This window comes from Streptomyces bicolor (assembly GCF_000719285.1).
GTDB classification, from domain to species: Bacteria; Actinomycetota; Actinomycetes; order Streptomycetales; family Streptomycetaceae; genus Streptomyces; species Streptomyces bicolor.
The window spans coordinates 233,883-253,760 of the sequence record NZ_JOFS01000001.1 but is presented as its reverse complement, the minus strand read 5'-3'; the positions used below and the strand labels follow the sequence as shown (position 1 = coordinate 253,760).

Here is a 19,878-nt window from a genome sequence, read left to right as displayed (position 1 = left end):
CGTTGCCGGAGCGCTGAAGGAGCCCCGTCTCCTTGCGGAACGTACCGAGCCGGACGAGCGTCGGTGCTTCGTATGCCTTCTTCATGACTTCTTCTCACTGCGGTGTGGTCCCAGTCCCCGGGTGGGGATCGGGCGCAGCAACCAGCCAGCTGCGGAGGGCCAGGGGTGTGGCAAGACAAGGCATGAAAGTATGACGATCTGAAAAGGCAAATGTCACTGGCCTGGCGACGGTCCGCACATGCCTGGCGGAAGGAGGCGCTGCGGTCGACAATTTGCCGTGCGCATGTGTGAAGAAACCTTCTCAGGTGTGACCTCGCGAGGGGTCGCGCGCAGCGCGCTCGAACGGCGGCGACGGGAGCCGCCGGGGCGCAGTACGCGCCCGTCGGCACGCGCCATCTCCGACGGGCGGGGCTCCTGGATGTCGTCGTCAGAGGGGCGTCCCGGGCGGTGAGAACGCGCGGCCCCGCCTCCGTGACCGCCACCGTGTGCTCCACATGGGCCGCCCGCGAGCCGTCGTTCGTGCGCAGGGTCCAGCCGTCCGGCGCCGCGTGGTAGCCGTCCTTGCCGCTCGCGATGAGCATCGGTTCGATGGCGAGGACCAAGCCGTGCCGCAGTGGCAGGCCCCGGCCCGGGCGGCCCTCGTTCGGCACCCCCGGGTCCTCATGCATCTTGCGGCCGATGCCGTGCCCGCCGAAACCGTCCGGGATGCCGTACCCGGCCCCCCGGCACACCGTGCCGATCGCGTGCGCGATGTCGCCGATGCGGTTGCCGACAACCGCCGCCTCGATGCCCGCCGCGAGCGCGCGCTCCGCCGTCTCGATCAGACGTACGTCGGCCGGGCGCGGCCTGCCGACCGTGAAGCTGATCGCCGAGTCGCCCGCCCAGCCGCTCAGTTCGGCGCCGCAGTCGATGGAGACGAGGTCGCCGTCGCGCAGGCGGTAGCCGGTCGGGATGCCGTGCACGATCGCGTCGTTCACCGAGGCGCAGATGGCGGCGGGGAAGGGAGTCGGGGCGAAGGACGGGCGGTAGCCGAGGAAGGGCGAGGTCGCCCCCGCGCCCCGCAGCACCTCGCGCGCCACCTCGTCCAGCTCCAGCAGGGAAACCCCCACGTCAGCGGTCTTTCGTACGGCCGTGAGGGCCTGGCCGACGACCTGCCCGGCCGCGTACATCGCATCGATCGACGTGTCCGTCTTCAGCTCTACCATGCCAATTACTATACCGGTATTTGAATAGGTGGGCAGGGGAGGATGCGGTATTAGAATGGGCGCCATGGTGCGCACCCCACTCACCCCCGAAGAACGCGAACGCGGCGAGCGGCTCGGCCGGTTCCTCCGCGAGGCCCGCGGCGGCCGCAGCATGACCGAGGTCGCGGCGAGCGCCGGCATCTCCGCCGAGACGCTCCGCAAGATCGAGACGGGGCGCGCCCCGACTCCGGCCTTCTTCACGGTGGCCGCGCTGGCGCAGGCCCTCGGCCTGTCGATGGACGAACTCGCCGGGCGGTGCACGCCGGTCGCCGAGGCCGCCGCCTGACCGGTGTGCACGTCACGTTCCGAGAGCCTCGGCGTACTCTGCGTTCAGCCGGAAAAACTCCCGTAGCACGCTCGTAACATCGCTGGTGTTGCCTAGCGGACCGGAGTACTCCGGTCTGGCGGGAGTTGGGCGATGTCAGTGGAACAACTCCCGGCTCGGGTACGGGAGTTCGTGAACTACCTGGACGGTCTTCTGGCGCGCCTGGATCAGGGCGGCGGCTGGTGCGGGGTGTTCTGGCAGCGCGACCCCGAAGGCATGCAGGCCTGCCTCGACGGACGTGAGGTGCCGCCCTGGGACGTGGTGGAGTCACTCCTGCACGACCTCGCCGCCCAGTACGGTCCCGGCGGCGCCGGCCCGGAGACGGAACGCGCCCGCACCCTGCACGCCGCCGCCCTCGCCGCGTACGACGCCCGGCCCGGCGGCCGCGACGCCCTCGGGGACCGCCTCGACGTCATGCTCCGCGAACAGCGCTACGCCGGCGAACGGCTGGCGGAACTGGGCCGGTCGATCGCCTCCGCGACCAGCCAGGAGGAGGCCGACGCGATCCGCCTCGACCTCGCCTGGGCCCGCGACGACCACGAACGCGCGACCGCCCGCTGCGCGGAACTCCGCTCCCGGATCGCCGACTTGGGCCGCCGGGCGGCGCGCGAGCGGGGGCAGGCGATACGGCGGGAGCGGGCGGGGCAGGGGGCCGCGTTCCGCCTCGACGGCAGGTTCGGGGACGAGGAGTTCGGCGATGACGGGACCGGCGGGGAGGGTGCGCAGCCGAGCGAGTACGGTTCCTACGGCGCCGGATTCCGGGGTGTGACGCATCAGCGGGACGAGCGGCCGGCGGCCGGCTGGTCCGAGGGGCGTGCGGAGGATCCTGCCGGGGCGCCGGGCTGGTTCGAGGGCCGGGAGACGGCCACTGCCGGGGGGCCGGGCTGGTCCGAGGGCCGGGAGGCGGCCCCCGCCGGGACAGCTGCCGACCCGCGCCGCGGGCAGCGGGCCGTCGCATCCGCTGCTGAAGCGGGCGTGTGGCGGGCGGCGCGGCGCGGCTCCGGTGCCGGGGCGGCGGAACACCCCGACGCCCACCCGGCGGACCCCGTGGATTCCCACGCCCCGGGAAGCGCGGCCTCCGACTGGCCGCAGGCGCACCCCACCCCGGCCGCCACCACGCCCGACGCCCCCGCGCAGGCCCCGTCAGCCACCCCCGAACCCGCCCCCACCGCCAAACAGCGCAAGCGGCGTCGCGGCAGTGCCCGCTTCGCCGGGATCGTCGAGGAGGAGGCCGCTCCGGTCGTCGTACCGCCGACCGCCGAACCCGTCCTCCCCACCCTCCCCGCCCAGCCCGTCACCAGCCGCCGCACCCCGCGTGGGGCCCGGTTCGCCGGAGCCGCCGACGAAGCGCCCGTGGTCCCGGACCCGCAGCCGCAGGTCGAGCCGGCGGGTGCGGTGGATCGGCGGGAGGTCGTCGGGACCGTGGAGACGCTGGTGCGGCTGCGGGGTGAGGGGCGCAGCGGTGAGGCGCACGCGCTGCTCGTCGAGGTCGCGTACTGGCCCGCCGTCCGCATTCCGCTGCTCGCCGCCGAGATGGAGCGGGCCGGGCTCGGCGCCGACTGGGCGACCCTCCTGTGGGAGGCCGCCTCGCTGCCGGCGGAGCAGCTCGTCGCCGCCGCCGACGCGCTGACCGCGGCCGGGCGGGCCGACGACGGCGAGCAGATCCTCCGGCAGGGCGTGGCGCGGCCCGCGCACGAGATCGGGCAGGCCGTGGTGGGGCTGGCGGGCGAGGCGCGGCACCGCGAGGTCCGGGCGCTGCTCGACGCCTACGTCCGCGTCCGCACCCCGGAGGAGGCCGCCCGCAGTGTCGCACCCGACCCGAAGACGCTCGTGCCCCTCCTGCTGCAGGCCGCCCAGGGGGTCTCGGACGAGTGCTACTGGGATCTCGTCCACGCGCTGCGCGTCGCGGGTTTCACCGCGTGACAGACCCCTCCCGCCGGCGTCATCCTTCACCCACAGGAGGGTGAAACCGGATCGACTCAGCGGGTTAACGACGATGGTCTTGGCAAGGCTGTTCCAGGGGCATACTTTCAAGCCTCTACGGCCCCCTCTACGGGCGTAGAGGCTCTGACGTCCCGTCGAAGGAGCAGCTCATGGCCAACGTCGTACGTGCCGCTCTGGTCCAGGCCACCTGGACCGGCGACACCGAGTCCATGGTGGCGAAACACGAGGAGCACGCCCGCGAGGCGGCCCGCCAGGGCGCGAAGATCATCGGCTTCCAGGAAGTTTTCAACGCTCCCTACTTCTGTCAGGTCCAGGAGCCGGAGCACTACCGGTGGGCCGAGCCGGTTCCCGACGGGCCGACCGTGCGTCGTATGCAGGAGCTCGCCCGCGAGACCGGCATGGTGATCGTCGTGCCGGTCTTCGAGGTCGAGCAGTCCGGCTTCTACTACAACACCGCGGCCGTGATCGACGCCGACGGCACCTTCCTCGGCAAGTACCGCAAGCACCACATCCCGCAGGTCAAGGGCTTCTGGGAGAAGTACTACTTCAAGCCGGGCAACATCGGCTGGCCCGTCTTCGACACCGCCGTGGGGAAGGTGGGTGTCTACATCTGCTACGACCGCCACTTCCCGGAGGGCTGGCGGCAACTCGGCCTCAACGGTGCCCAGTTGGTGTACAACCCGTCGGCCACCCACCGCGGGCTCTCCTCCTACCTCTGGCGCCTCGAACAGCCCGCCGCGGCCGTCGCCAACGAGTACTTCGTCGCCGCGATCAACCGGGTCGGTGTCGAGGAGTACGGCGACAACGACTTCTACGGGACGTCGTACTTCGTGGACCCGCGCGGCCAGTTCGTGGGGGAGACCGCCAGTGACAAGGAGGAGGAACTGATCGTCCGCGACCTCGACTTCGACCTCATCGAAGAAGTGCGGCAGCAGTGGGCCTTCTACCGCGACCGCCGCCCCGACGCCTACGAAGGACTGGTGCAGCCGTGACCAAGGACCTGCTGGGCCGCCACCGCGCCGTCATGCCGGGCTGGCTCGCCCTCTACTACGAGGAGCCGCTGGAGATCACGCACGGCGAGGGCCGCCATGTGTGGGACGCCGAGGGCAACCGCTACCTCGACTTCTTCGGCGGCATCCTCACGACGATGACCGCGCACGCGCTGCCCGAGGTGACCAAGGCGGTGAGCGAGCAGGCCGGGCGGATCATCCACTCCTCCACGCTTTACCTCAACCGGCCCATGGTCGAACTCGCCGAGCGCATCGCCCAGTTGAGCGGCATCCCGGACGCCCGCGTCTTCTTCACCACCTCCGGCACCGAGGCCAACGACACCGCCCTGCTGCTCGCGACGACGTACCGGCAGAGCAACACGATCCTGGCGATGCGCAACAGCTACCACGGCCGCTCCTTCAGCGCGGTCGGCATCACCGGCAACCGCGGCTGGTCGCCGACCTCGCTGTCGCCGCTGCAGACGCTGTACGTGCACGGAGGGGTGCGCACCCGTGGGCCGTACGCCGGCCTCAGCGACGAGGACTTCATCGCCGCCTGCGTCGAGGACCTGAAGGACCTCCTCGGGCACACCCGCCCGCCCGCGGCCCTCATCGCCGAGCCCATCCAGGGCGTCGGCGGCTTCACCTCCGGCCCTGACGGGCTGTACGCCGCCTTCCGGGACGTCCTCGCCGAGCGCGGCATCCTGTGGATCGCCGACGAGGTGCAGACCGGCTGGGGGCGCACCGGCGACCACTTCTGGGGGTGGCAGGCGCACGGGCAGTCCGGTCCGCCGGACATGCTGACCTTCGCCAAGGGCATCGGCAACGGCATGTCCATCGGCGGGGTCGTCGCCCGCGCCGAGATCATGAACTGCCTGGACGCCAACAGCATCTCGACCTTCGGCGGCACCCAGATCACCATGGCGGCCGGCCTCGCCAACCTGTCGTACCTGCTGGAACACGACCTCCAGGGCAACGCCCGGCGGGTCGGCGGGCTCCTGGTCGAGCGGCTGCGGGCCGTCGCGGCGCAGGTGCCGCACGTACGGGAGGTGCGCGGCCGGGGCCTGATGCTGGGCATCGAGATCACCAAGCCCGGCACGGACGACGCCGACGTGGCCGCCGCGTCGGCCGTGCTGGAGGCGGCCCGCGAGGGCGGCCTCCTCATCGGCAAGGGCGGCGGCCACAACACCAGTTCCCTGCGGATCGCCCCGCCTCTGTCCCTCACCGTCGCCGAGGCGGAAGAAGGCGCCGCGATCCTGGAGAGCGCTCTGAGGAGCATCTAGCAGCACCCACCGAGCAAGGGAAGCACTGCCATGACCACCACCTTGGAGCCCTTGGAGCCGGCGGAACCCCTGGAACCCGCTCTGTCGGTCCGGCAGGTCCTCACCCTGGAGCGGGTGCTCGCCGGGGAGCCCGAGGTGGTGGCGGGGGCCGGTCAGCTCGACCGGCCCGTGCGGTGGGTACATGTCGCCGAGGCGCCGGACGTCGGGGTGATGCTCAGCGGCGGCGAGATGGTGCTCACCACGGGCGTGCTGCTGGCCGGGGACGAGGACAAGCAGGCCGAGTACATCCGTTCCCTGCACCGGGCGGAGGCCGCCGCGGTGGTCCTGGGGCTCGGCCGGGCGTTCCCCGCGCCGCCGGAGGTGATGCGCCGGGTGGCGGAGCGGTGCGGGCTGCCCATGGTCGTCCTGCACCGGCCCTTCCCGTTCGCGGAACTGACCGAGGAGGTCCAGTCCCGGCTCGTCCGGCGGAAGTTCGCCGCCGTCAGCCTCTCGGAGGCCGTACGCACCGCGCTCACCGGACTCATCACCGCGGGCGCCCCGCTCCAGCGCCTGCTCGACGAGGTCGCCGCGCACAGCGCCTGCCCCGTCGTCGTCACCAACCTCGCCCACCGCGTCCTCGCCACGGCGGGGGAGCGGTCGGCGGTGGACGACGTACTGCGCGACTGGGAGCGCATCGCCCGCCAGGCGGGCGGCAGCGAGGGCGACGGCTGGATCCGCGCCGAACTCGGCGGACGAGGGGAGCGGTGGGGCCGGATCGTGCTGTGCGGGTACCGGGGCGACACCGCCACGGGGCGGCTGCTCGCCGACCGCGCGGCCGAGGCCCTCGTCCTGCACCGGATGCTCGGGGGCAACTCCGCGCACACCTGGGAGGAGCAGTCCGCGCAGAGCCTGCTGACCGACCTCGTCAGCGGGGTCGTACCGGCCAGGCAGCTGCTGCCACGCGCGCGTGCCGCCGGACTGCCGGTCAACCGGCGCACCTTCGTGCCGCTGGTCGTGCGGGACGGCGAACCGGCCCAACTGGAGCGCGTGCTGCGGATGCTGGGGCTGCCCGGGATCGTCGCCGAGCTCGCCGACGGTGCCACGGCGGTCCTGCTGAGCCTCGCCCGGGACCAGGACGACGCCGCGCTCGCCGCGAACTTCGCCGCCCGCGTGCGCTCGGAGTCGGGGGCGGCGCGGACCGTCGTGGCCGCCGCCGACGCGCGTACCGCCTGGGACGACGTACCCGCCGGAGTGCGCGAGGCCCAGCACGTCGCCGACGCCGTCGCCGACTCCTCGGCCGCCCTCGACCTCCCGGCCGTCGTACGCCTCAGGGACGTCCATCTGCGCGGCCTGATCCGCCTCCTGCGCGACGACCCGCAGGTGCAGTCGTTCGCGGAGCGTGAGCTGGACGGGCTGCTGTGCGGGCCGGACGACGAGGCGGGTGCCCTGCTCGCCGTACTGCGGACGTATCTCGCCACCGGCCGCAACAAGTCCCGCACCGCCCAGCTCCACCATGTCTCGCGGCCCGCGCTCTACCGCCGGCTGGAGGCGATACAGGCGCGCCTCGGCGTCGACCTCGACGACTTCGAGCAGGCTGCCTCCGTACACATCGCGCTCCTCGCGCACGACGCGCAACAGGGGTGAAACATGCGGCGACCTGGGAAAACGGCGGTGAAACATGGGTCCACGACAGGGTGACACCGTGGCACGCCGCGCGCCCGCAGACGTGACACTGTGCAACTCAAACCGGATCTTCGGACTTCCTAGTCTCACTGCACACCGAGCGACCGGAGGTCCCGATGAGCAGAGTGATCCGTGCCGCGATCTTCCAGACCGCCTGGACCGGCGACAAGGAATCGATGATCCAGGTGCACGAGCAGGCCGCCCGCGACGCCGCCGCGCAGGGCGCCCAGGTCATGTGCTTCCAGGAGTTGTTCTACGGGCCGTACTTCTGCCAGGTGCAGGACAAGGCGTTCTACGAGTACGCCGAGCAGATCCCCGAGGGCCCGATCGTCAGGCGCTTCCAGGCGCTGGCCAAGGAACTGGGTCTCGTCCTCGTGCTGCCCATGTACGAGGAGGAGCAGCCCGGCGTCCTCTACAACACGGCCGCCGTGATCGACGCGGACGGCTCGTACCTCGGCAAGTACCGCAAGCACCACATCCCCCAAGTGCCGGGATTCTGGGAGAAGTTCTACTTCCGCCCGGGGAACGCGGGCTGGCCCGTCTTCGACACGGCCGTCGGCAGGATCGGCGTCTACATCTGCTACGACCGCCACTTCCCGGAGGGCTGGCGGGCGCTGGGCCTCGCGGGCGCCGAGATCGTCTTCAACCCGTCGGCGACCTCGCGCGGACTCTCCTCCTACCTGTGGCAGTTGGAGCAGCCGGCCGCCGCCGTGGCCAACGAGTACTTCGTCGGCGCGATCAACCGGGTCGGTGTCGAGGAACTGGGCGACAACGACTTCTACGGGACCTCGTACTTCGTGGACCCCGAGGCCCAGTTCGTGGGCGAGGTGGCGAGCGACAAGGAGACCGAACTGGTCGTCCGCGACCTGGACATGGCCAAGCTGCGCGAGATCCGCGACCGCTGGCAGTTCTACCGCGACCGCCGCCCGGACGCGTACTCCCCGCTGACCGCGCCGTAACGAAACCCGACTGTACGCACCCTTCGACCACAACCCAGCGGAGCGTGACCGCATGAGCAGCCGTACCGTCATCCGCGGTGGTCTCGTCATCACCGCGTCCGACGAGATGCACGCCGACGTCCTGATCGAGGACGGCCGGATCGCCGCCCTCGCCGCGAGCGGCACCCCGGCCGCCGAGGCCTGGACCGCTGAGCGGACCATCGACGCCACCGGAAAGTACGTCATCCCCGGCGGCGTCGACGCCCACACCCACATGGAGCTGCCGTTCGGCGGCACCTTCGCCTCCGACACCTTCGAGACCGGCACCCGGGCCGCCGCCTGGGGCGGTACGACCACGATCATCGACTTCGCCGTGCAGAGCGTGGGCCACTCGCTGCGTGAGGGCCTCGACGGCTGGCACGCCAAGGCCGAGGGCAACTGCGCGATCGACTACGGCTTCCACATGATCGTCTCCGATGTGAACCAGGAGACGCTCAAGGAGATGGACCTGCTGGTCGAGGAGGGCGTGACCAGCTTCAAGCAGTTCATGGCCTACCCGGGCGTCTTCTACTCCGACGACGGCCAGATCCTGCGCGCCATGCAGCGCTCCGCCGAGAACGGCGGCCTGATCATGATGCACGCCGAGAACGGCATCGCGATCGACGTGCTCGTCGAGCAGGCGCTCGCGCGCGGGGAGACGGATCCGAGGTATCACGGGGAGGTGCGCAAGGCGCTGTTGGAGGCCGAGGCCACCCACCGCGCCATCAAGCTCGCGCAGGTCGCCGGGGCGCCCTTGTACGTCGTGCACGTCTCGGCGATGGAGGCAGTCGCCGAGCTGGCCAAGGCACGCGACGAGGGACTGAACGTCTTCGGCGAGACCTGCCCGCAGTACCTGTTCCTGTCCACCGACAACCTCGCCGAGCCGGACTTCGAGGGCGCCAAGTACGTGTGCTCGACGCCCCTGCGGCCGCGCGAGCACCAGGCCCAGCTGTGGAAGGGGCTGCGCACGAACGACCTCCAGGTCGTCTCCACCGACCACTGCCCCTTCTGCTTCGTGGGCCAGAAGGAGCTCGGCCGGGGCGACTTCTCCAAGATCCCCAACGGTCTGCCGGGCGTCGAGAACCGGATGGACCTGCTCCACCAGGCCGTCGTCGACGGCCACATCTCGCGCCGCCGCTGGATCGAGATCGCCTGCGCGACCCCGGCCCGGATGTTCGGCATGTACCCGAAGAAGGGCACGATCGCGCCGGGCGCCGACGCCGACGTCGTGATCTACGACCCGCGGGCCGAGCAGGTCATGTCCGCCGTCACCCACCACATGAACGTCGACTACTCGGCGTACGAGGGCAAGCAGACGACCGGCCGGGTCGAGACGGTCCTCTCGCGCGGCGAACCCGTCATCACCGAGCGGGAGTACACCGGGCGTGCCGGGCACGGCGTCTACACCCCCCGCTCCACCTGTCAGTACCTCAACTAGGAGCGGAGTACATGGACTTCGGACTCGTCCTGCAGACCGACCCGCCCGCCTCGCGAGTCGTCAGTCTGATGAAACGCGCCGAGCGTGGCGGATTCACCTACGGCTGGACCTTCGACTCCGCCGTGCTGTGGCAGGAGCCGTTCGTCATCTACAGCCAGATCCTGGCCAACACGCAGAAGCTGAAGGTCGGGCCCATGGTGACCAACCCGGGCACCCGCACCTGGGAGGTCACCGCATCCACCTTCGCCACGCTCAACGACATGTTCGGCAACCGCACGGTGTGCGGTATCGGCCGCGGCGACTCGGCCATGCGGGTCGCCGGCCGCAAGCCCAACACCCTGGCCCGGATCAGCGAGGCCATGAAGGTCATCCGGGCGCTCGGCAGCGGCCAGGAGGCCGACCTCGGCGGCGGCACGGTCGTCAGGTTCCCGTGGATCAAGCCGGGCGCCGAACTCCCCGTGTGGATGGCGGCGTACGGCCCGAAGGCCCTGAAGATGACCGGCGAGGAGGCCGACGGGTTCATCCTGCAGCTCGCCGACCTCTATCTGACCGAGTACATGGTCAAGGCCGTGAAGGACGCGGCCGTCGCCGCCGGCCGTGACCCGTCCGAGGTGAAGATCTGCGTCGCCGCCCCCGCGTACGTCACCGAGGACGACTCGCCCGAGAGGCTCGCCCACGCGCGTGAGCAGTGCCGGTGGTTCGGCGGGATGGTCGGCAACCATGTCGCGGACCTGGTGAGCAAGTACGGCGAGCACTCCGCCGCCGTCCCCGACGAACTCACCGACTACATCAAGGCACGCGAGGGGTACGACTACTCCCACCACGGACGCGCCGACAACCCCGACACCGCGTTCGTGCCCGACGAGATCGTCGACCGGTTCTGCGTCATCGGACCGGTCGAGAAGCACATCGAGAAGCTGAACGCGCTGCGTGAGCTGGGCGTCGACCAGTTCGCCGTCTACGACATGCACGACGCGCAGGAAGCGGTCATCGACGCGTACGGCTCGCGCGTCATTCCCGCGGTCAACTCCTAGCCCCGATCGCCGGGTTCGCACACCTCGCTTCACCCGACCCCCCACACCTTGTCCCCCTCCCCGCCGTCCCGGGGAGGGCCCAAGGCCCCCGCACGGCCTGTCTCCATCCCCTCCCGCTCTGTCGATTGGCCTGCTCATGACCGAAACAGTCCCCACGGGGTCGCCGATATCCCAGTCCGCCAACGCCGGCGGACGCATCGAACTCGCCCCCGAGGCATTCCCCGCCGACAGCCCCTTCGCCAACGAGGACCTGCGTCCCGTCCCGGTCGCCGAGCGCAAGTGGACGACGTACAACTTCGCGGCGCTGTGGATCTCCATGGCCCACTGCATCCCCAGCTGGACCCTGGCCTCCGGCCTGGTCGCGCTCGGCATGGACTGGAAGCAGGCCGTCTTCACCATCGCCCTGGCCAACGTCATCGTGCTGCTGCCGATGCTGGCCACCGGGCACGCCGGGCCCAAGTACGGCGTCCCGTTCCCGGTGCTGGCGCGGGCCTCGTTCGGGCTGCGCGGCGCCAACATACCGGCGATGATCCGGGCGGCCGTGGCCTGCGGCTGGTTCGGCATCCAGACCTGGATCGGCGGCAGCGGCATCTTCGCCCTCGGCTCCAAGCTCACCGGGGGCGGGTGGGAGAACGCGGCGAAGGTCGCCGGCAATCCCTGGCCGCTGTGGCTCTGCTTCCTCCTCTTCTGGGCGTTGCAGATCGCCATCATCTACCGCGGCATGGACTTCCTGCGGCACTTCGAGAACTGGGCCGCGCCTTTCGTCATCGTCGGCGCCTTCGTGCTGCTGATCTGGATCGCGGTCAAGGCGGACGGGTTCGGCGCGCTGCTGGACCAGCCCTCGAAGCTCGGCTGGGGGCCCGACTTCTGGCCGGTCTTCTTCCCGTCACTGATGGGGATGATCGGGTTCTGGGCGACCCTGTCGCTGAACATTCCCGACTTCACCCGTTTCGGTGCCAGTCAGAAGGCGCAGACCTGGGGCCAGTCCCTGGGCCTGCCCACCACGATGACCCTGTTCGCCGTTCTCGCCGTACTCGTCACCTCCGGCTCCGAGGTGGTCTACGGCGAGGCGATCTGGGACCCGGTCACCCTGGCCGCCAAGACCGACAGCGTCTTCGGTCTGCTCTTCGCGCTCATCGTCGTGCTGGTCGCCACGGTCTCCGTGAACATCGCGGCCAACGTGGTCTCCCCGGCGTACGACCTCGCGAACCTGGCCCCGAAGCTCATCAACTTCCGTACGGGCGCGCTGATCACCGGCGTGGTCGGCATCCTGATCTTCCCGTGGAAGCTGATCTCCACCCCGGAGTTCTACATCTTCACCTGGCTCGGCGTGGTCGGCGGCCTGCTCGGCACGGTCGCGGGCATCCTGATCGCCGACTACTGGATCGTCCGTCGCACGGTCCTGCACCTCGTCGACCTGTACACGCCCGGCGGGCGCTACTGGTACTCGGCCGGCTGGAACTGGCGCGCGATCGTCGCCTTCCTGGTGGGCGGCGTCCTCGCGGTCGGCGGCTCGTACTCGGGTATCGGCGCCGACGGCGCGAAGACCGGACCGTTCCCGACCGACGGACTGATCCCGTTCCTCAAGCCCCTCGCCGACTACGGCTGGGCGGTCGGACTGGGTGCCTCGCTGGTGCTGTACGTGGTGCTCATGGGCGGCCGCAAGGAACGCGCCGAAGCCTGATCCCGGGCGGCGGACAGCGTCGGAGCACGGCTGTGAAGGACGGCTGTGGAGGGCGGTCAGCCCTTCCGGCCGTCCTCCAGGGCGGCGACCGCCTCCTTGGCGGCCTTGATCGCGCCCTTGTTGATCTCGTCCGTGCTCGGCGCCTCCTTCGACTCGAAGTCGCTGCCGCTGTACGTGATGGAGACCAGCGCGTTGGACGTGCGGATCAGCACCACGCCCTCACGGGTCTGCTGCTTGTCCTCGGTGGTGAGGTTCACGACGGAGTAGCCGGCGTCACCGATCCCCGGCACGTCCCCGCCGCCGCTCCTGTCCGCGATGCGCTCCTTGTAGGACTCCAGCGCCGCGTCGTCCGACTCCGTGATCTCGAAGGACACGTCCAGCCAGCGGTAGTCGTAGCCCTTGAGCGCGTTCCACGAGCAGGTGCGGCGCAGCTTCGAGTCGGTCGACGGTATCTCCTTGCCGGCCGTCTTGGCGCCCGGCACCAGGGACTTGATCGTCTTCGCGCCCAGGCTGTCGCACGGCGGGGGAGCGGTGGCGTACGTCTTCGACACCGCTGCCGTCGCGGGGGCCGAGGGCGACTCGCCGCCCTCGCTCTTCTGCGTCACCCCGTCGTCGGCGGCCGGAGTCGCGGCCTGCGGGCCGGACGACAGTGCCCAGCCCGCCGCGGCGAGCACGACGACGGGCGACAGACGCGCGGTGAGGGCGAGCGGCAGGGGAAGAGAACGCACGGCGCACTTTTCGTGGGGGACGGTGCGGAGGGAGTCCGCACTGCGGACGGGACGCCAGTTTCACATGACTGCCTGTGGGGCGGAAGTGCGAACTCGCTCCGTGCTGACGCCGTTACGGGAGGGCCGTAATTACGTGGTGTCCTGGGCGAGTTACAGGGCTTGACGGCTGATTTGGGTGGAAAGTGCGCTTTCGATGCGGTCAACGGCGACGAACGCCCCATATGCGACCAGGTGCACCAGACAGTGGTCGGTGTGCTCCGGCCGGCGCCAGGCCGCCACGTCCTCGTCCGTGACGCGGTACGGCGCGAGGGCGGCCAGCAGGGCGAGGCGCGCGCCGGGACGCTCCCGTCGGTCCGGGAAGCCGCTCAGGTCGAGCGGCGGATGCGCTCCGTCCCAGTCCTGGATGACGTCCTCCACCAGGTCCTGGTCGTCGGGGTCGAGGAGGCCGGCACCCGCGAGGGCCGCCCTGAGCAGCGCCGCGTACGCGAGGCCGACGGCGGTGCCGCCGGCCCATGCGGGGGCTTCGCCGGGGTCGGCGTGGTCGAGGAGGGCGAGGGCGGTGCCGGGGCGGGCCGGGCGGCGTACGGTCCGGGCGAGCGTGCGGCCCACGGCGCTGCGGACCGCCCGGATCCGCTGGGCGCCCGCCGGCAGCAGGTTCTCGGTCAGCAGGGCCGACGCGATGCGGTTGATGAAGTGGAAGGTGAGCGCGGTGCCGAGATAGGCCGGGGCGTGCGCGTGCGGGAAGGGGTACGGCGTCAGGGCGGCGCCGGGCACGCGCGTGTGCCGGCCCCAGTCGAGCACGCGCGCGTGCTCCTCGTCTCGCGGTGCTTCTCCCCGGGCCAGCCGCTCGGCCAGCGCGTGGTCGCCGGTGGCGTGCAGCAGCACGGTGTGCGCGTCCACGCAGAACGGGCACTTGTTGGCGAGCGACACCCCGAGGGCCACCAGCTCCTTGCCGGTGCGGCTGCCCGCCCCCGCGATGAGCGACTCGCGCATCAACGCCCAGGTGGGAGCCAGGAGTTCGGGCGCGGAGGACAGGACCGCGAAGGTGGGGGGCGCGGCGATGCCGAAGTCGAGTGCGATCTGCGCGTACACCTCGGCGACGGTGCCGGTGGCCGACCCGGGCGGGAGGGGTGCGGTGTAACGGAAGGGTGTGGGCATGGACAGCAGCGTGCGCCGACGGGCCGGTCCGGGGCGTCGTACGGCCGAAGGGAGTCGGGGCTGCGACGGCGGGGTCGGCCGGCGCCGGGCACTACTGCGTGGGGAGTAGTCGGGAGGCCGTCCACAGGGGTGACGTCACTGTCGGTGCGGCGGTCTACTGTGCGGGGATGAGCGGGAGCCGGATCACACGCGAGCGGTTTGCCGACGTGGCCGTCGCGGTCGTGGTCGGCGCGATCGTCGTGCTCGTCGCCCGGGCGGGCGACCGTGCGGGGCCGCTCGACCTCACGCTGATCGCCGCCGGTTCGCTGGCCCTGGCCGCGCACCGCACGGCTCCGCGCCTGGTGCTCGCGGTCACCACCGGCTGCCTGCTCGCCGCGGTCGTCCACGCCGGGCCCTCGGCCATCATGGTCCTCCCCGTGGTGGGCGCGGTGCACACGGCGGCACGGACCGGGTACCGGGGCACGGCTGCCGCGGCGGCCGCCGTCTTCCTCGGCGGCTATGTGGCGGCGGGCTCCGCGAGCGCGGACGTCGCCCGGGAGGCACTGCTCCTCGCCGGCTGGTTCCTGTGCGCGGTCGTGACCGGGCTGGCCGACAGCAACTGGCAGGCGTACCTGCGGCAGACCGAGCAGCGCGCCCTGGAGGCCGAACGCACCCGGGAGGAGGCGGCCTTGCGCAGGGCCGGCGAGGAACGCCTGCGGATAGCCCGCGAGTTGCACGACTCGCTCACGCACAGCATCTCCATCGTCAAGCTCCAGGCGGGCGTCGCCGTGCACCTGGCCCGCAAGCGCGGCGAGGAGATACCGCCCGCGCTGCTCGCCATCCAGGAGGCGAGCGGCGAGGCGATGCGCGAGCTGCGCGCCACGCTGGAGGTGCTGCGCACCGACGAGCCGACCGGCACGCCCGCGCTGCTCGTGGAGCGGGCGCGGGGCGCCGGACTCGCGGTCGAGCTGACGGTCACGGGGCAGGAGCAGCCACTGGCGGCGACCGTCGACCGGGCGGCGTACCGCATCGTCCAGGAGGCCCTCACGAACGCGGCGCGGCACGCGGGACCGGCGAAGGTGGCCGTGCAATTGGAGTACGGCGAGGACGACTTGACCATCCACGTGGAGGACGACGGCGCCGCCGACCCGTCCAGCCCGCCCACCCCCGGCATCGGCCTCACCGGCATGCGCGAACGCGTCACGGCCCTCGGCGGCACACTGGACGCCGGCCCGCGCGCGGAGGGCGGGTTCGCGGTGCGGGCGCGGCTGCCGCTGGGGGAGGCGGGATGAGAACGGGGTGACGGCGGGATGACGGACGACGTGATCAGGGTGGCGCTCGTCGACGACCAGGCGCTGATGCGGGCGGGCTTCAGGGCCCTGCTGGACGCCGAGGACGGCATCGACGTGGTCGGCGAGGCGGCGGACGGGGAGCGGGGGCTGGAGCTGATCCGGGCCCGGGTTCCCGACATCGCGCTGATCGACGTACAGATGCCGGTGATGACGGGCATCGAGGCGACCCGCCGTATCGCCGCGGACCCGGCGCTGACGACCGTCCGCGTGGTGATCCTGACGAACTACGGCCACGACGAGTACGTCTTCGAGGCCCTGCGCGCCGGCGCGAGCGGCTTCCTCCTGAAGGACACCGAACCGGCCGACCTGCTCCAGGCGATCGAGGTGGTGGCACGCGGGGAAGCGCTGCTCTCCCCGTCGGTGACCCGCACACTGATCGGCGAGTTCGTGTCCAGACCGCCGGACCGGTCCACCGCTCCCGGCCTGGAGAACCTGACACGCCGCGAACGCGAGGTGACGGCACTGGCGGCGCGCGGCCTGACCAACGAGGAGATCGCCGAGCACATGGTGATCAGCCCGTTCACGGCGAAGACCCACGTCAGCAGGGCGATGACGAAGCTGGGGGCGCGGGACCGGGCCCAGCTCGTCGTGTTCGCGTATGAGTCGGGGCTGGTGGCTCCGCGAACGTCATGCTGAGTCTCGGCGGCAGGGAGGACGCTCAGTCGAGACAGAACTCGTTGCCCTCGATGTCCTGCATCACGATGCACGACTCATTGACGCCATCGGCACGCAGGAGTCGCACGCGCACCGCACCGAGCGCGACCAGTCGTGCGCACTCGGCCTCCAGCGTGGCCAGGCGCTCCTCACCCACCAGTCCGGTGCCGACCCGCACGTCGAGGTGTACCCGATTCTTGACGACCTTGCCCTCGGGAACGCGCTGAAAGAACAGTCGCGGGCCGACACCTGAGGGATCCATGCAGGCGAACCATGAACCTTGATCCTCAGGAAACAGGGAGCGGTTGAAATCGTCCCACGTGGCGAAACCCCGCGGCGGCGGCGGTACGACGTAGCCCAACACCTCGCACCAAAACCGAGCGACGCGCTCAGGCTCCGCGCAGTCGAAGGTGACTTGGAACTGCTTGATCGACGACATCGGCGCACCATAGCAGGGGGACTCCGTTGCTCAATTCCCGGTGCGGATCCGCAGGTTGCGCCTCGGTAGTCTGCTGCCTGACGGGGCCGGCCGACGCACGCGAACACCGAGGTGAGGAATGCAGTTCACCACCCGACCCACGCTTCAGGGAACCTTCGGCATGGTGTCCTCCACGCACTGGCTCGCCTCGCAGTCGGCGATGGCCGTGCTGGAGGGCGGCGGCAACGCGTACGACGCGGCCGTCGCCGGCGCCTTCGTCCTGCACGTCGTCGAGCCGCACCTCAACGGCCCCGCCGGCGAGGTGCCGATCCTGCTCGCCCCCGCGGGCGGCGAGGTGCGGGTGCTGTGCGGGCAGGGCGTCGCGCCGGCCGGGGCGACGGTCGCGCACTACCGGGGACTCGGCCTGGACCTCGTACCCGGGACCGGTCCGCTCGCCGCCGCCGTACCCGGCGCCTTCGACGCCTGGATGCTGCTCCTGCGTGACCACGGCACCAGAACGCCTGCCGAAGTGCTCAAGTACGCCATCGAGTACGCCGAACACGGCCACGCGCCCGTGGAGCGCGTCGGCGAGACCGTCGAGACCGTGCGGGAGCTGTTCGAGACGGAGTGGACCTCGTCGGCCGAGGTGTATCTGCCCGGTGGCAAGGCACCCCGGCCCGGTGAGCTGCTGCGCAACCCCGCCCTCGCCGCCACCTGGAAGCGACTGCTCGACGAGATCGCCGGGGCCGGGGACCGGGTCGCGCAGATCGAGGCGGCGCGAGAGGTGTGGCGCGGCGGGTTCATCGCCGAGGCGCTGGTACGGCAGGCCCGGCGGCCCACCATGGACACCAGCGGCGAGCGGCACTCCGGCACGCTCACGGCCGCCGACGTCGCCGGCTGGTCCGCGACCTACGAGGCGCCGGCGACGTACGACTGGAACGGCTGGACCGTGTGCAAGGCCGGCCCCTGGAGCCAGGGCCCGGTCCTCCTCCAGCAGCTCGCGCTGCTCCCGCCCGAGCTGCCCCGGTACGGGTCCGCCCAATACGTCCATCTGCTGATCGAGGGCTGCAAGCTGGCCATGGCCGACCGCGAGGCCTGGTACGGCGACGCGGCCGCCGTACCGCTCGCCGAGCTGCTGTCGGATCCCTACAACGCCGCCCGGCGGGAACTGATCGGCGAGAAGGCATCCCTCGAGCTGCGGCCCGGCAGCCCCGGCGGCCGCCCCCCACGGCTGTGCGCGCACGCGCGCGTGGTGGCCTCCGACGAGCCCGGCTTCGATGTGCTGGGCGTCGGCGAGCCGACCGTCGCCAAGCGCCCGACGTCCCCGGTGCCGGGCGAGCCGGACATCGCCGCGGACGGCGCCACCCGCGGCGACACCTGCCACCTCGACGTCGTGGACCGCTGGGGCAACATGATCGCGGCCACGCCCAGCGGCGGCTGGCTGCAGTCCAACCCCGTCGTGCCCGAGCTGGGCTTCCCGCTCGGCACCCGGCTCCAGATGACCTGGCTGGAGGAGGGCCTGCCGAACTCGCTGACCCCGGGGCGGCGCCCTCGCACCACCCTCACCCCCTCCATCGCCCTGCGCGACGGGGTGCCCGTCATGGCCTTCGGCACGCCCGGCGGGGACCAGCAGGACCAGTGGCAGCTGCACTTCTTCCTGGCCGTGGCGCTGCGCGCCCAGGTCCGTGGCGGCCTCGACCTCCAAGGCGCGATCGACGCCCCGAACTGGCACAACGACGGCTTCCCCGGCTCCTTCTACCCGCGCGGGATGCGGCCGGGCAGCGTGACCGTGGAGTCCCGTACGGACGCCGAGGTGGTGGAGGAGCTACGGCGGCGTGGTCATGAGGTGACCGTCGGTGACGCATGGTCCGAGGGGCGGCTGTGCGCGGTCGCGAGGGACCCGGAAACCGGTGTTCTGTCGGCGGCGGCGAACCCGCGAGGGATGCAGGGATACGCCGTCGGACGCTGAGAACACGCCCTGACCTGCGCAGACGCTCTCTGACGCCGGCGCCCGGAGTTCACGCCGATACCATCCGGCGTCCACCTGGTGGGCGGGGATTGTCAGTGCGGCGTGCTCTCATGGAGGGGTGATCGGATACGAAAACGAAACCATCGACGAGTTTCTCGCGCAGCACTCGGCCGACGTGGAGGAAGCGGTCCGCAAGGCGGCCGCGGCCGAGATCATGCCCCGCTTCCGGCAGCTCGCCGCGCACGAGGTCGACCAGAAGAGCGGACCGCACGACCTGGTCACCGACGCCGACCGGCTCGCCGAGCAGTACCTCACCGAGGCGCTCGCCGCCCTCCTGCCCGGCTCGGTCGTGGTCGGCGAGGAGGCCGTGCACGCCAACCCGGTGACCTACGAGGCGCTGCAGGGTGACGCCCCCGTCTGGATCGTCGACCCCGTGGACGGCACCCGCCAGTTCGTGCACGGCGAAGACGGCTTCTGCACCCTCGTCGCGCTCGCGCGGCGCGGCGTCCTGCTCGCCTCCTGGACATACGCCCCCGCACGCGACCAACTGGCCACGGCGATACGAGGCCAGGGCGCCTTCCTCGACGGGGAGCGGCTGCGCTCCGGCGTGCCGGAGCCCGGCCGGGACCTCGAAGTCGCCACGTCCCACCCGGACTACACGACCGACGACCAGAAGCGGGCGCTGCTGGGTCTGTGGACCGACGGCGTCGCGCCGCGTGCTTGTGGCTCGGCCGGTCTGGAGTATCTGGCCGTCGCGCGGGGCGAGTTGGACGCGACCGCGTTCAGCTGGGAGGCCGCGTGGGACCACGCGGCGGGCATCCTCCTGGTCGAGGAGGCGGGCGGTGCGCACCTGACGCGGGCGGGGGAGCCGTTCCGGATCACCGGCGGTAATGTCCTGCCGTTCACGGCGGCGCGGGACGCGGCTACGGCGCGCCGGGTGGTCGAACTGCTGTCGGGTACAGCTTGAGCTGGGATGACGATGACGTGCCCCACCAAGGGGCGCGGGGCTGTGTCGATGTGCGGCTCCGCCGCGTGGGCGC

16 protein-coding genes and 1 pseudogene are annotated in these 19,878 nt (G+C 71.5%); 13 read left to right on the top strand and 4 right to left on the bottom strand.

The genetic code is table 11. The features are described 5' to 3' along the window. Positions 1 to 440: 440 nt before the first annotated feature. Positions 441 to 1,205, bottom strand: a pseudogene (gene map, locus IF78_RS0101130) (type I methionyl aminopeptidase); the annotation flags it as partial. Positions 1,206 to 1,269: 64 nt separating this feature from the next. On the opposite strand from map, the gene IF78_RS0101125 reads away from it, so the two are divergent. The 9 genes from IF78_RS0101125 to IF78_RS0101085 all read left to right on the top strand — a co-directional run bounded on the left by IF78_RS0101125 (position 1,270) and on the right by IF78_RS0101085 (position 12,580). Further along, entirely contained in the window at positions 1,270 to 1,530 is a 261-nt protein-coding gene (locus IF78_RS0101125; RefSeq protein WP_031475612.1) for a helix-turn-helix domain-containing protein, read from the top strand. A 132-nt stretch (positions 1,531 to 1,662) separates the two neighbouring features. After that, complete coding sequence (locus IF78_RS0101120; protein ID WP_031475614.1) at positions 1,663 to 3,492, top strand: hypothetical protein; 1,830 nt, start codon at positions 1,663 to 1,665, stop codon at positions 3,490 to 3,492. A gap of 170 nt (positions 3,493 to 3,662) precedes the next feature. Continuing rightward, a complete protein-coding gene (locus IF78_RS0101115; protein WP_031475616.1) occupies positions 3,663 to 4,505 on the top strand; it encodes a nitrilase-related carbon-nitrogen hydrolase in 843 nt (280 codons plus the stop codon). Then, positions 4,502 to 5,785, top strand: coding sequence for an aspartate aminotransferase family protein (locus tag IF78_RS0101110; RefSeq protein ID WP_031475618.1), 1,284 nt, complete (start codon positions 4,502 to 4,504; stop codon positions 5,783 to 5,785). Before IF78_RS0101115 ends, IF78_RS0101110 begins: the two co-directional genes overlap by 4 nt. A 30-nt stretch (positions 5,786 to 5,815) precedes the next feature. Next, positions 5,816 to 7,408 carry a PucR family transcriptional regulator gene (locus IF78_RS0101105; protein ID WP_031475620.1) on the top strand — a complete coding sequence of 531 codons (1,593 nt, stop codon included), beginning with the start codon at positions 5,816 to 5,818 and terminating at the stop codon, positions 7,406 to 7,408. Positions 7,409 to 7,563: 155 nt separating this feature from the next. Beyond that, the gene (locus tag IF78_RS0101100) at positions 7,564 to 8,406 is read left to right on the top strand and encodes a nitrilase-related carbon-nitrogen hydrolase (RefSeq protein WP_031475622.1); all 843 of its coding nucleotides are present in this window, start codon (positions 7,564 to 7,566) and stop codon (positions 8,404 to 8,406) included. Between the two features lie 52 nt (positions 8,407 to 8,458). After that, the gene (gene hydA, locus IF78_RS0101095) at positions 8,459 to 9,862 is read left to right on the top strand and encodes a dihydropyrimidinase (protein ID WP_031475624.1); all 1,404 of its coding nucleotides are present in this window, start codon (positions 8,459 to 8,461) and stop codon (positions 9,860 to 9,862) included. An 11-nt stretch (positions 9,863 to 9,873) separates the two neighbouring features. Beyond that, positions 9,874 to 10,896: a TIGR03842 family LLM class F420-dependent oxidoreductase gene (locus IF78_RS0101090; RefSeq protein WP_031475626.1), complete on the top strand. Its 1,023-nt coding sequence runs from the start codon at positions 9,874 to 9,876 to the stop codon at positions 10,894 to 10,896. A 136-nt stretch (positions 10,897 to 11,032) separates the two neighbouring features. Next, a complete protein-coding gene (locus tag IF78_RS0101085) occupies positions 11,033 to 12,580 on the top strand; it encodes an NCS1 family nucleobase:cation symporter-1 (RefSeq protein WP_031475628.1) in 1,548 nt (515 codons plus the stop codon). Between the two features lie 56 nt (positions 12,581 to 12,636). On the opposite strand, the gene IF78_RS0101080 is transcribed toward IF78_RS0101085, so the two are convergent. Both IF78_RS0101080 and IF78_RS0101075 read right to left on the bottom strand, forming a co-directional pair. Next, positions 12,637 to 13,308, bottom strand: coding sequence for a hypothetical protein (locus tag IF78_RS0101080; RefSeq protein ID WP_031475630.1), 672 nt, complete (start codon positions 13,306 to 13,308; stop codon positions 12,637 to 12,639). Positions 13,309 to 13,458: 150 nt separating this feature from the next. Next, positions 13,459 to 14,466, bottom strand: coding sequence for a carboxymuconolactone decarboxylase family protein (locus IF78_RS0101075; RefSeq protein WP_031475632.1), 1,008 nt, complete (start codon positions 14,464 to 14,466; stop codon positions 13,459 to 13,461). A gap of 167 nt (positions 14,467 to 14,633) precedes the next feature. Between IF78_RS0101075 and IF78_RS0101070 the strand changes: the two genes are divergently transcribed. Together IF78_RS0101070 and IF78_RS0101065 are read left to right on the top strand one after the other, a co-directional pair. Next, positions 14,634 to 15,737 carry a sensor histidine kinase gene (locus IF78_RS0101070; RefSeq protein ID WP_031475634.1) on the top strand — a complete coding sequence of 368 codons (1,104 nt, stop codon included), beginning with the start codon at positions 14,634 to 14,636 and terminating at the stop codon, positions 15,735 to 15,737. A gap of 18 nt (positions 15,738 to 15,755) precedes the next feature. Continuing rightward, positions 15,756 to 16,433 carry a response regulator gene (locus IF78_RS0101065; protein ID WP_031475636.1) on the top strand — a complete coding sequence of 226 codons (678 nt, stop codon included), beginning with the start codon at positions 15,756 to 15,758 and terminating at the stop codon, positions 16,431 to 16,433. 22 nt (positions 16,434 to 16,455) lie between these two features. Here the strand turns inward: IF78_RS0101065 and IF78_RS0101060 are convergent, their stop codons facing one another. Then, positions 16,456 to 16,890 carry a VOC family protein gene (locus IF78_RS0101060; RefSeq protein WP_031475637.1) on the bottom strand — a complete coding sequence of 145 codons (435 nt, stop codon included), beginning with the start codon at positions 16,888 to 16,890 and terminating at the stop codon, positions 16,456 to 16,458. 118 nt (positions 16,891 to 17,008) lie between these two features. On the opposite strand from IF78_RS0101060, the gene IF78_RS0101055 reads away from it, so the two are divergent. Next, the gene (locus tag IF78_RS0101055; protein ID WP_031475638.1) at positions 17,009 to 18,838 is read left to right on the top strand and encodes a gamma-glutamyltransferase family protein; all 1,830 of its coding nucleotides are present in this window, start codon (positions 17,009 to 17,011) and stop codon (positions 18,836 to 18,838) included. A 118-nt stretch (positions 18,839 to 18,956) separates the two neighbouring features. Then, a complete protein-coding gene (locus tag IF78_RS0101050; RefSeq protein ID WP_031475640.1) occupies positions 18,957 to 19,805 on the top strand; it encodes an inositol monophosphatase family protein in 849 nt (282 codons plus the stop codon). Positions 19,806 to 19,878: the final 73 nt, after the last annotated feature.

What these genes read in the sequence shown, in the direction of transcription:
- IF78_RS0101060 (WP_031475637.1), bottom strand. Translation starts at nt 16,890, where the DNA reads ATGTCGTCGATCAAGCAGTTCCAAGTCACCTTCGACTGCGCGGAGCCT.
- IF78_RS0101075 (WP_031475632.1), bottom strand. Translation starts at nt 14,466, where the DNA reads ATGCCCACACCCTTCCGTTACACCGCACCCCTCCCGCCCGGGTCGGCC.
- IF78_RS0101125 (WP_031475612.1), top strand. Translation starts at nt 1,270, where the DNA reads ATGGTGCGCACCCCACTCACCCCCGAAGAACGCGAACGCGGCGAGCGG.
- IF78_RS0101070 (WP_031475634.1), top strand. Translation starts at nt 14,634, where the DNA reads ATGAGCGGGAGCCGGATCACACGCGAGCGGTTTGCCGACGTGGCCGTC.
- IF78_RS0101100 (WP_031475622.1), top strand. Translation starts at nt 7,564, where the DNA reads ATGAGCAGAGTGATCCGTGCCGCGATCTTCCAGACCGCCTGGACCGGC.
- IF78_RS0101055 (WP_031475638.1), top strand. Translation starts at nt 17,009, where the DNA reads ATGCAGTTCACCACCCGACCCACGCTTCAGGGAACCTTCGGCATGGTG.
- hydA (WP_031475624.1), top strand. Translation starts at nt 8,459, where the DNA reads ATGAGCAGCCGTACCGTCATCCGCGGTGGTCTCGTCATCACCGCGTCC.
- IF78_RS0101085 (WP_031475628.1), top strand. Translation starts at nt 11,033, where the DNA reads ATGACCGAAACAGTCCCCACGGGGTCGCCGATATCCCAGTCCGCCAAC.
- IF78_RS0101065 (WP_031475636.1), top strand. Translation starts at nt 15,756, where the DNA reads ATGACGGACGACGTGATCAGGGTGGCGCTCGTCGACGACCAGGCGCTG.
- IF78_RS0101115 (WP_031475616.1), top strand. Translation starts at nt 3,663, where the DNA reads ATGGCCAACGTCGTACGTGCCGCTCTGGTCCAGGCCACCTGGACCGGC.
- IF78_RS0101120 (WP_031475614.1), top strand. Translation starts at nt 1,663, where the DNA reads ATGTCAGTGGAACAACTCCCGGCTCGGGTACGGGAGTTCGTGAACTAC.
- IF78_RS0101105 (WP_031475620.1), top strand. Translation starts at nt 5,816, where the DNA reads ATGACCACCACCTTGGAGCCCTTGGAGCCGGCGGAACCCCTGGAACCC.
- IF78_RS0101090 (WP_031475626.1), top strand. Translation starts at nt 9,874, where the DNA reads ATGGACTTCGGACTCGTCCTGCAGACCGACCCGCCCGCCTCGCGAGTC.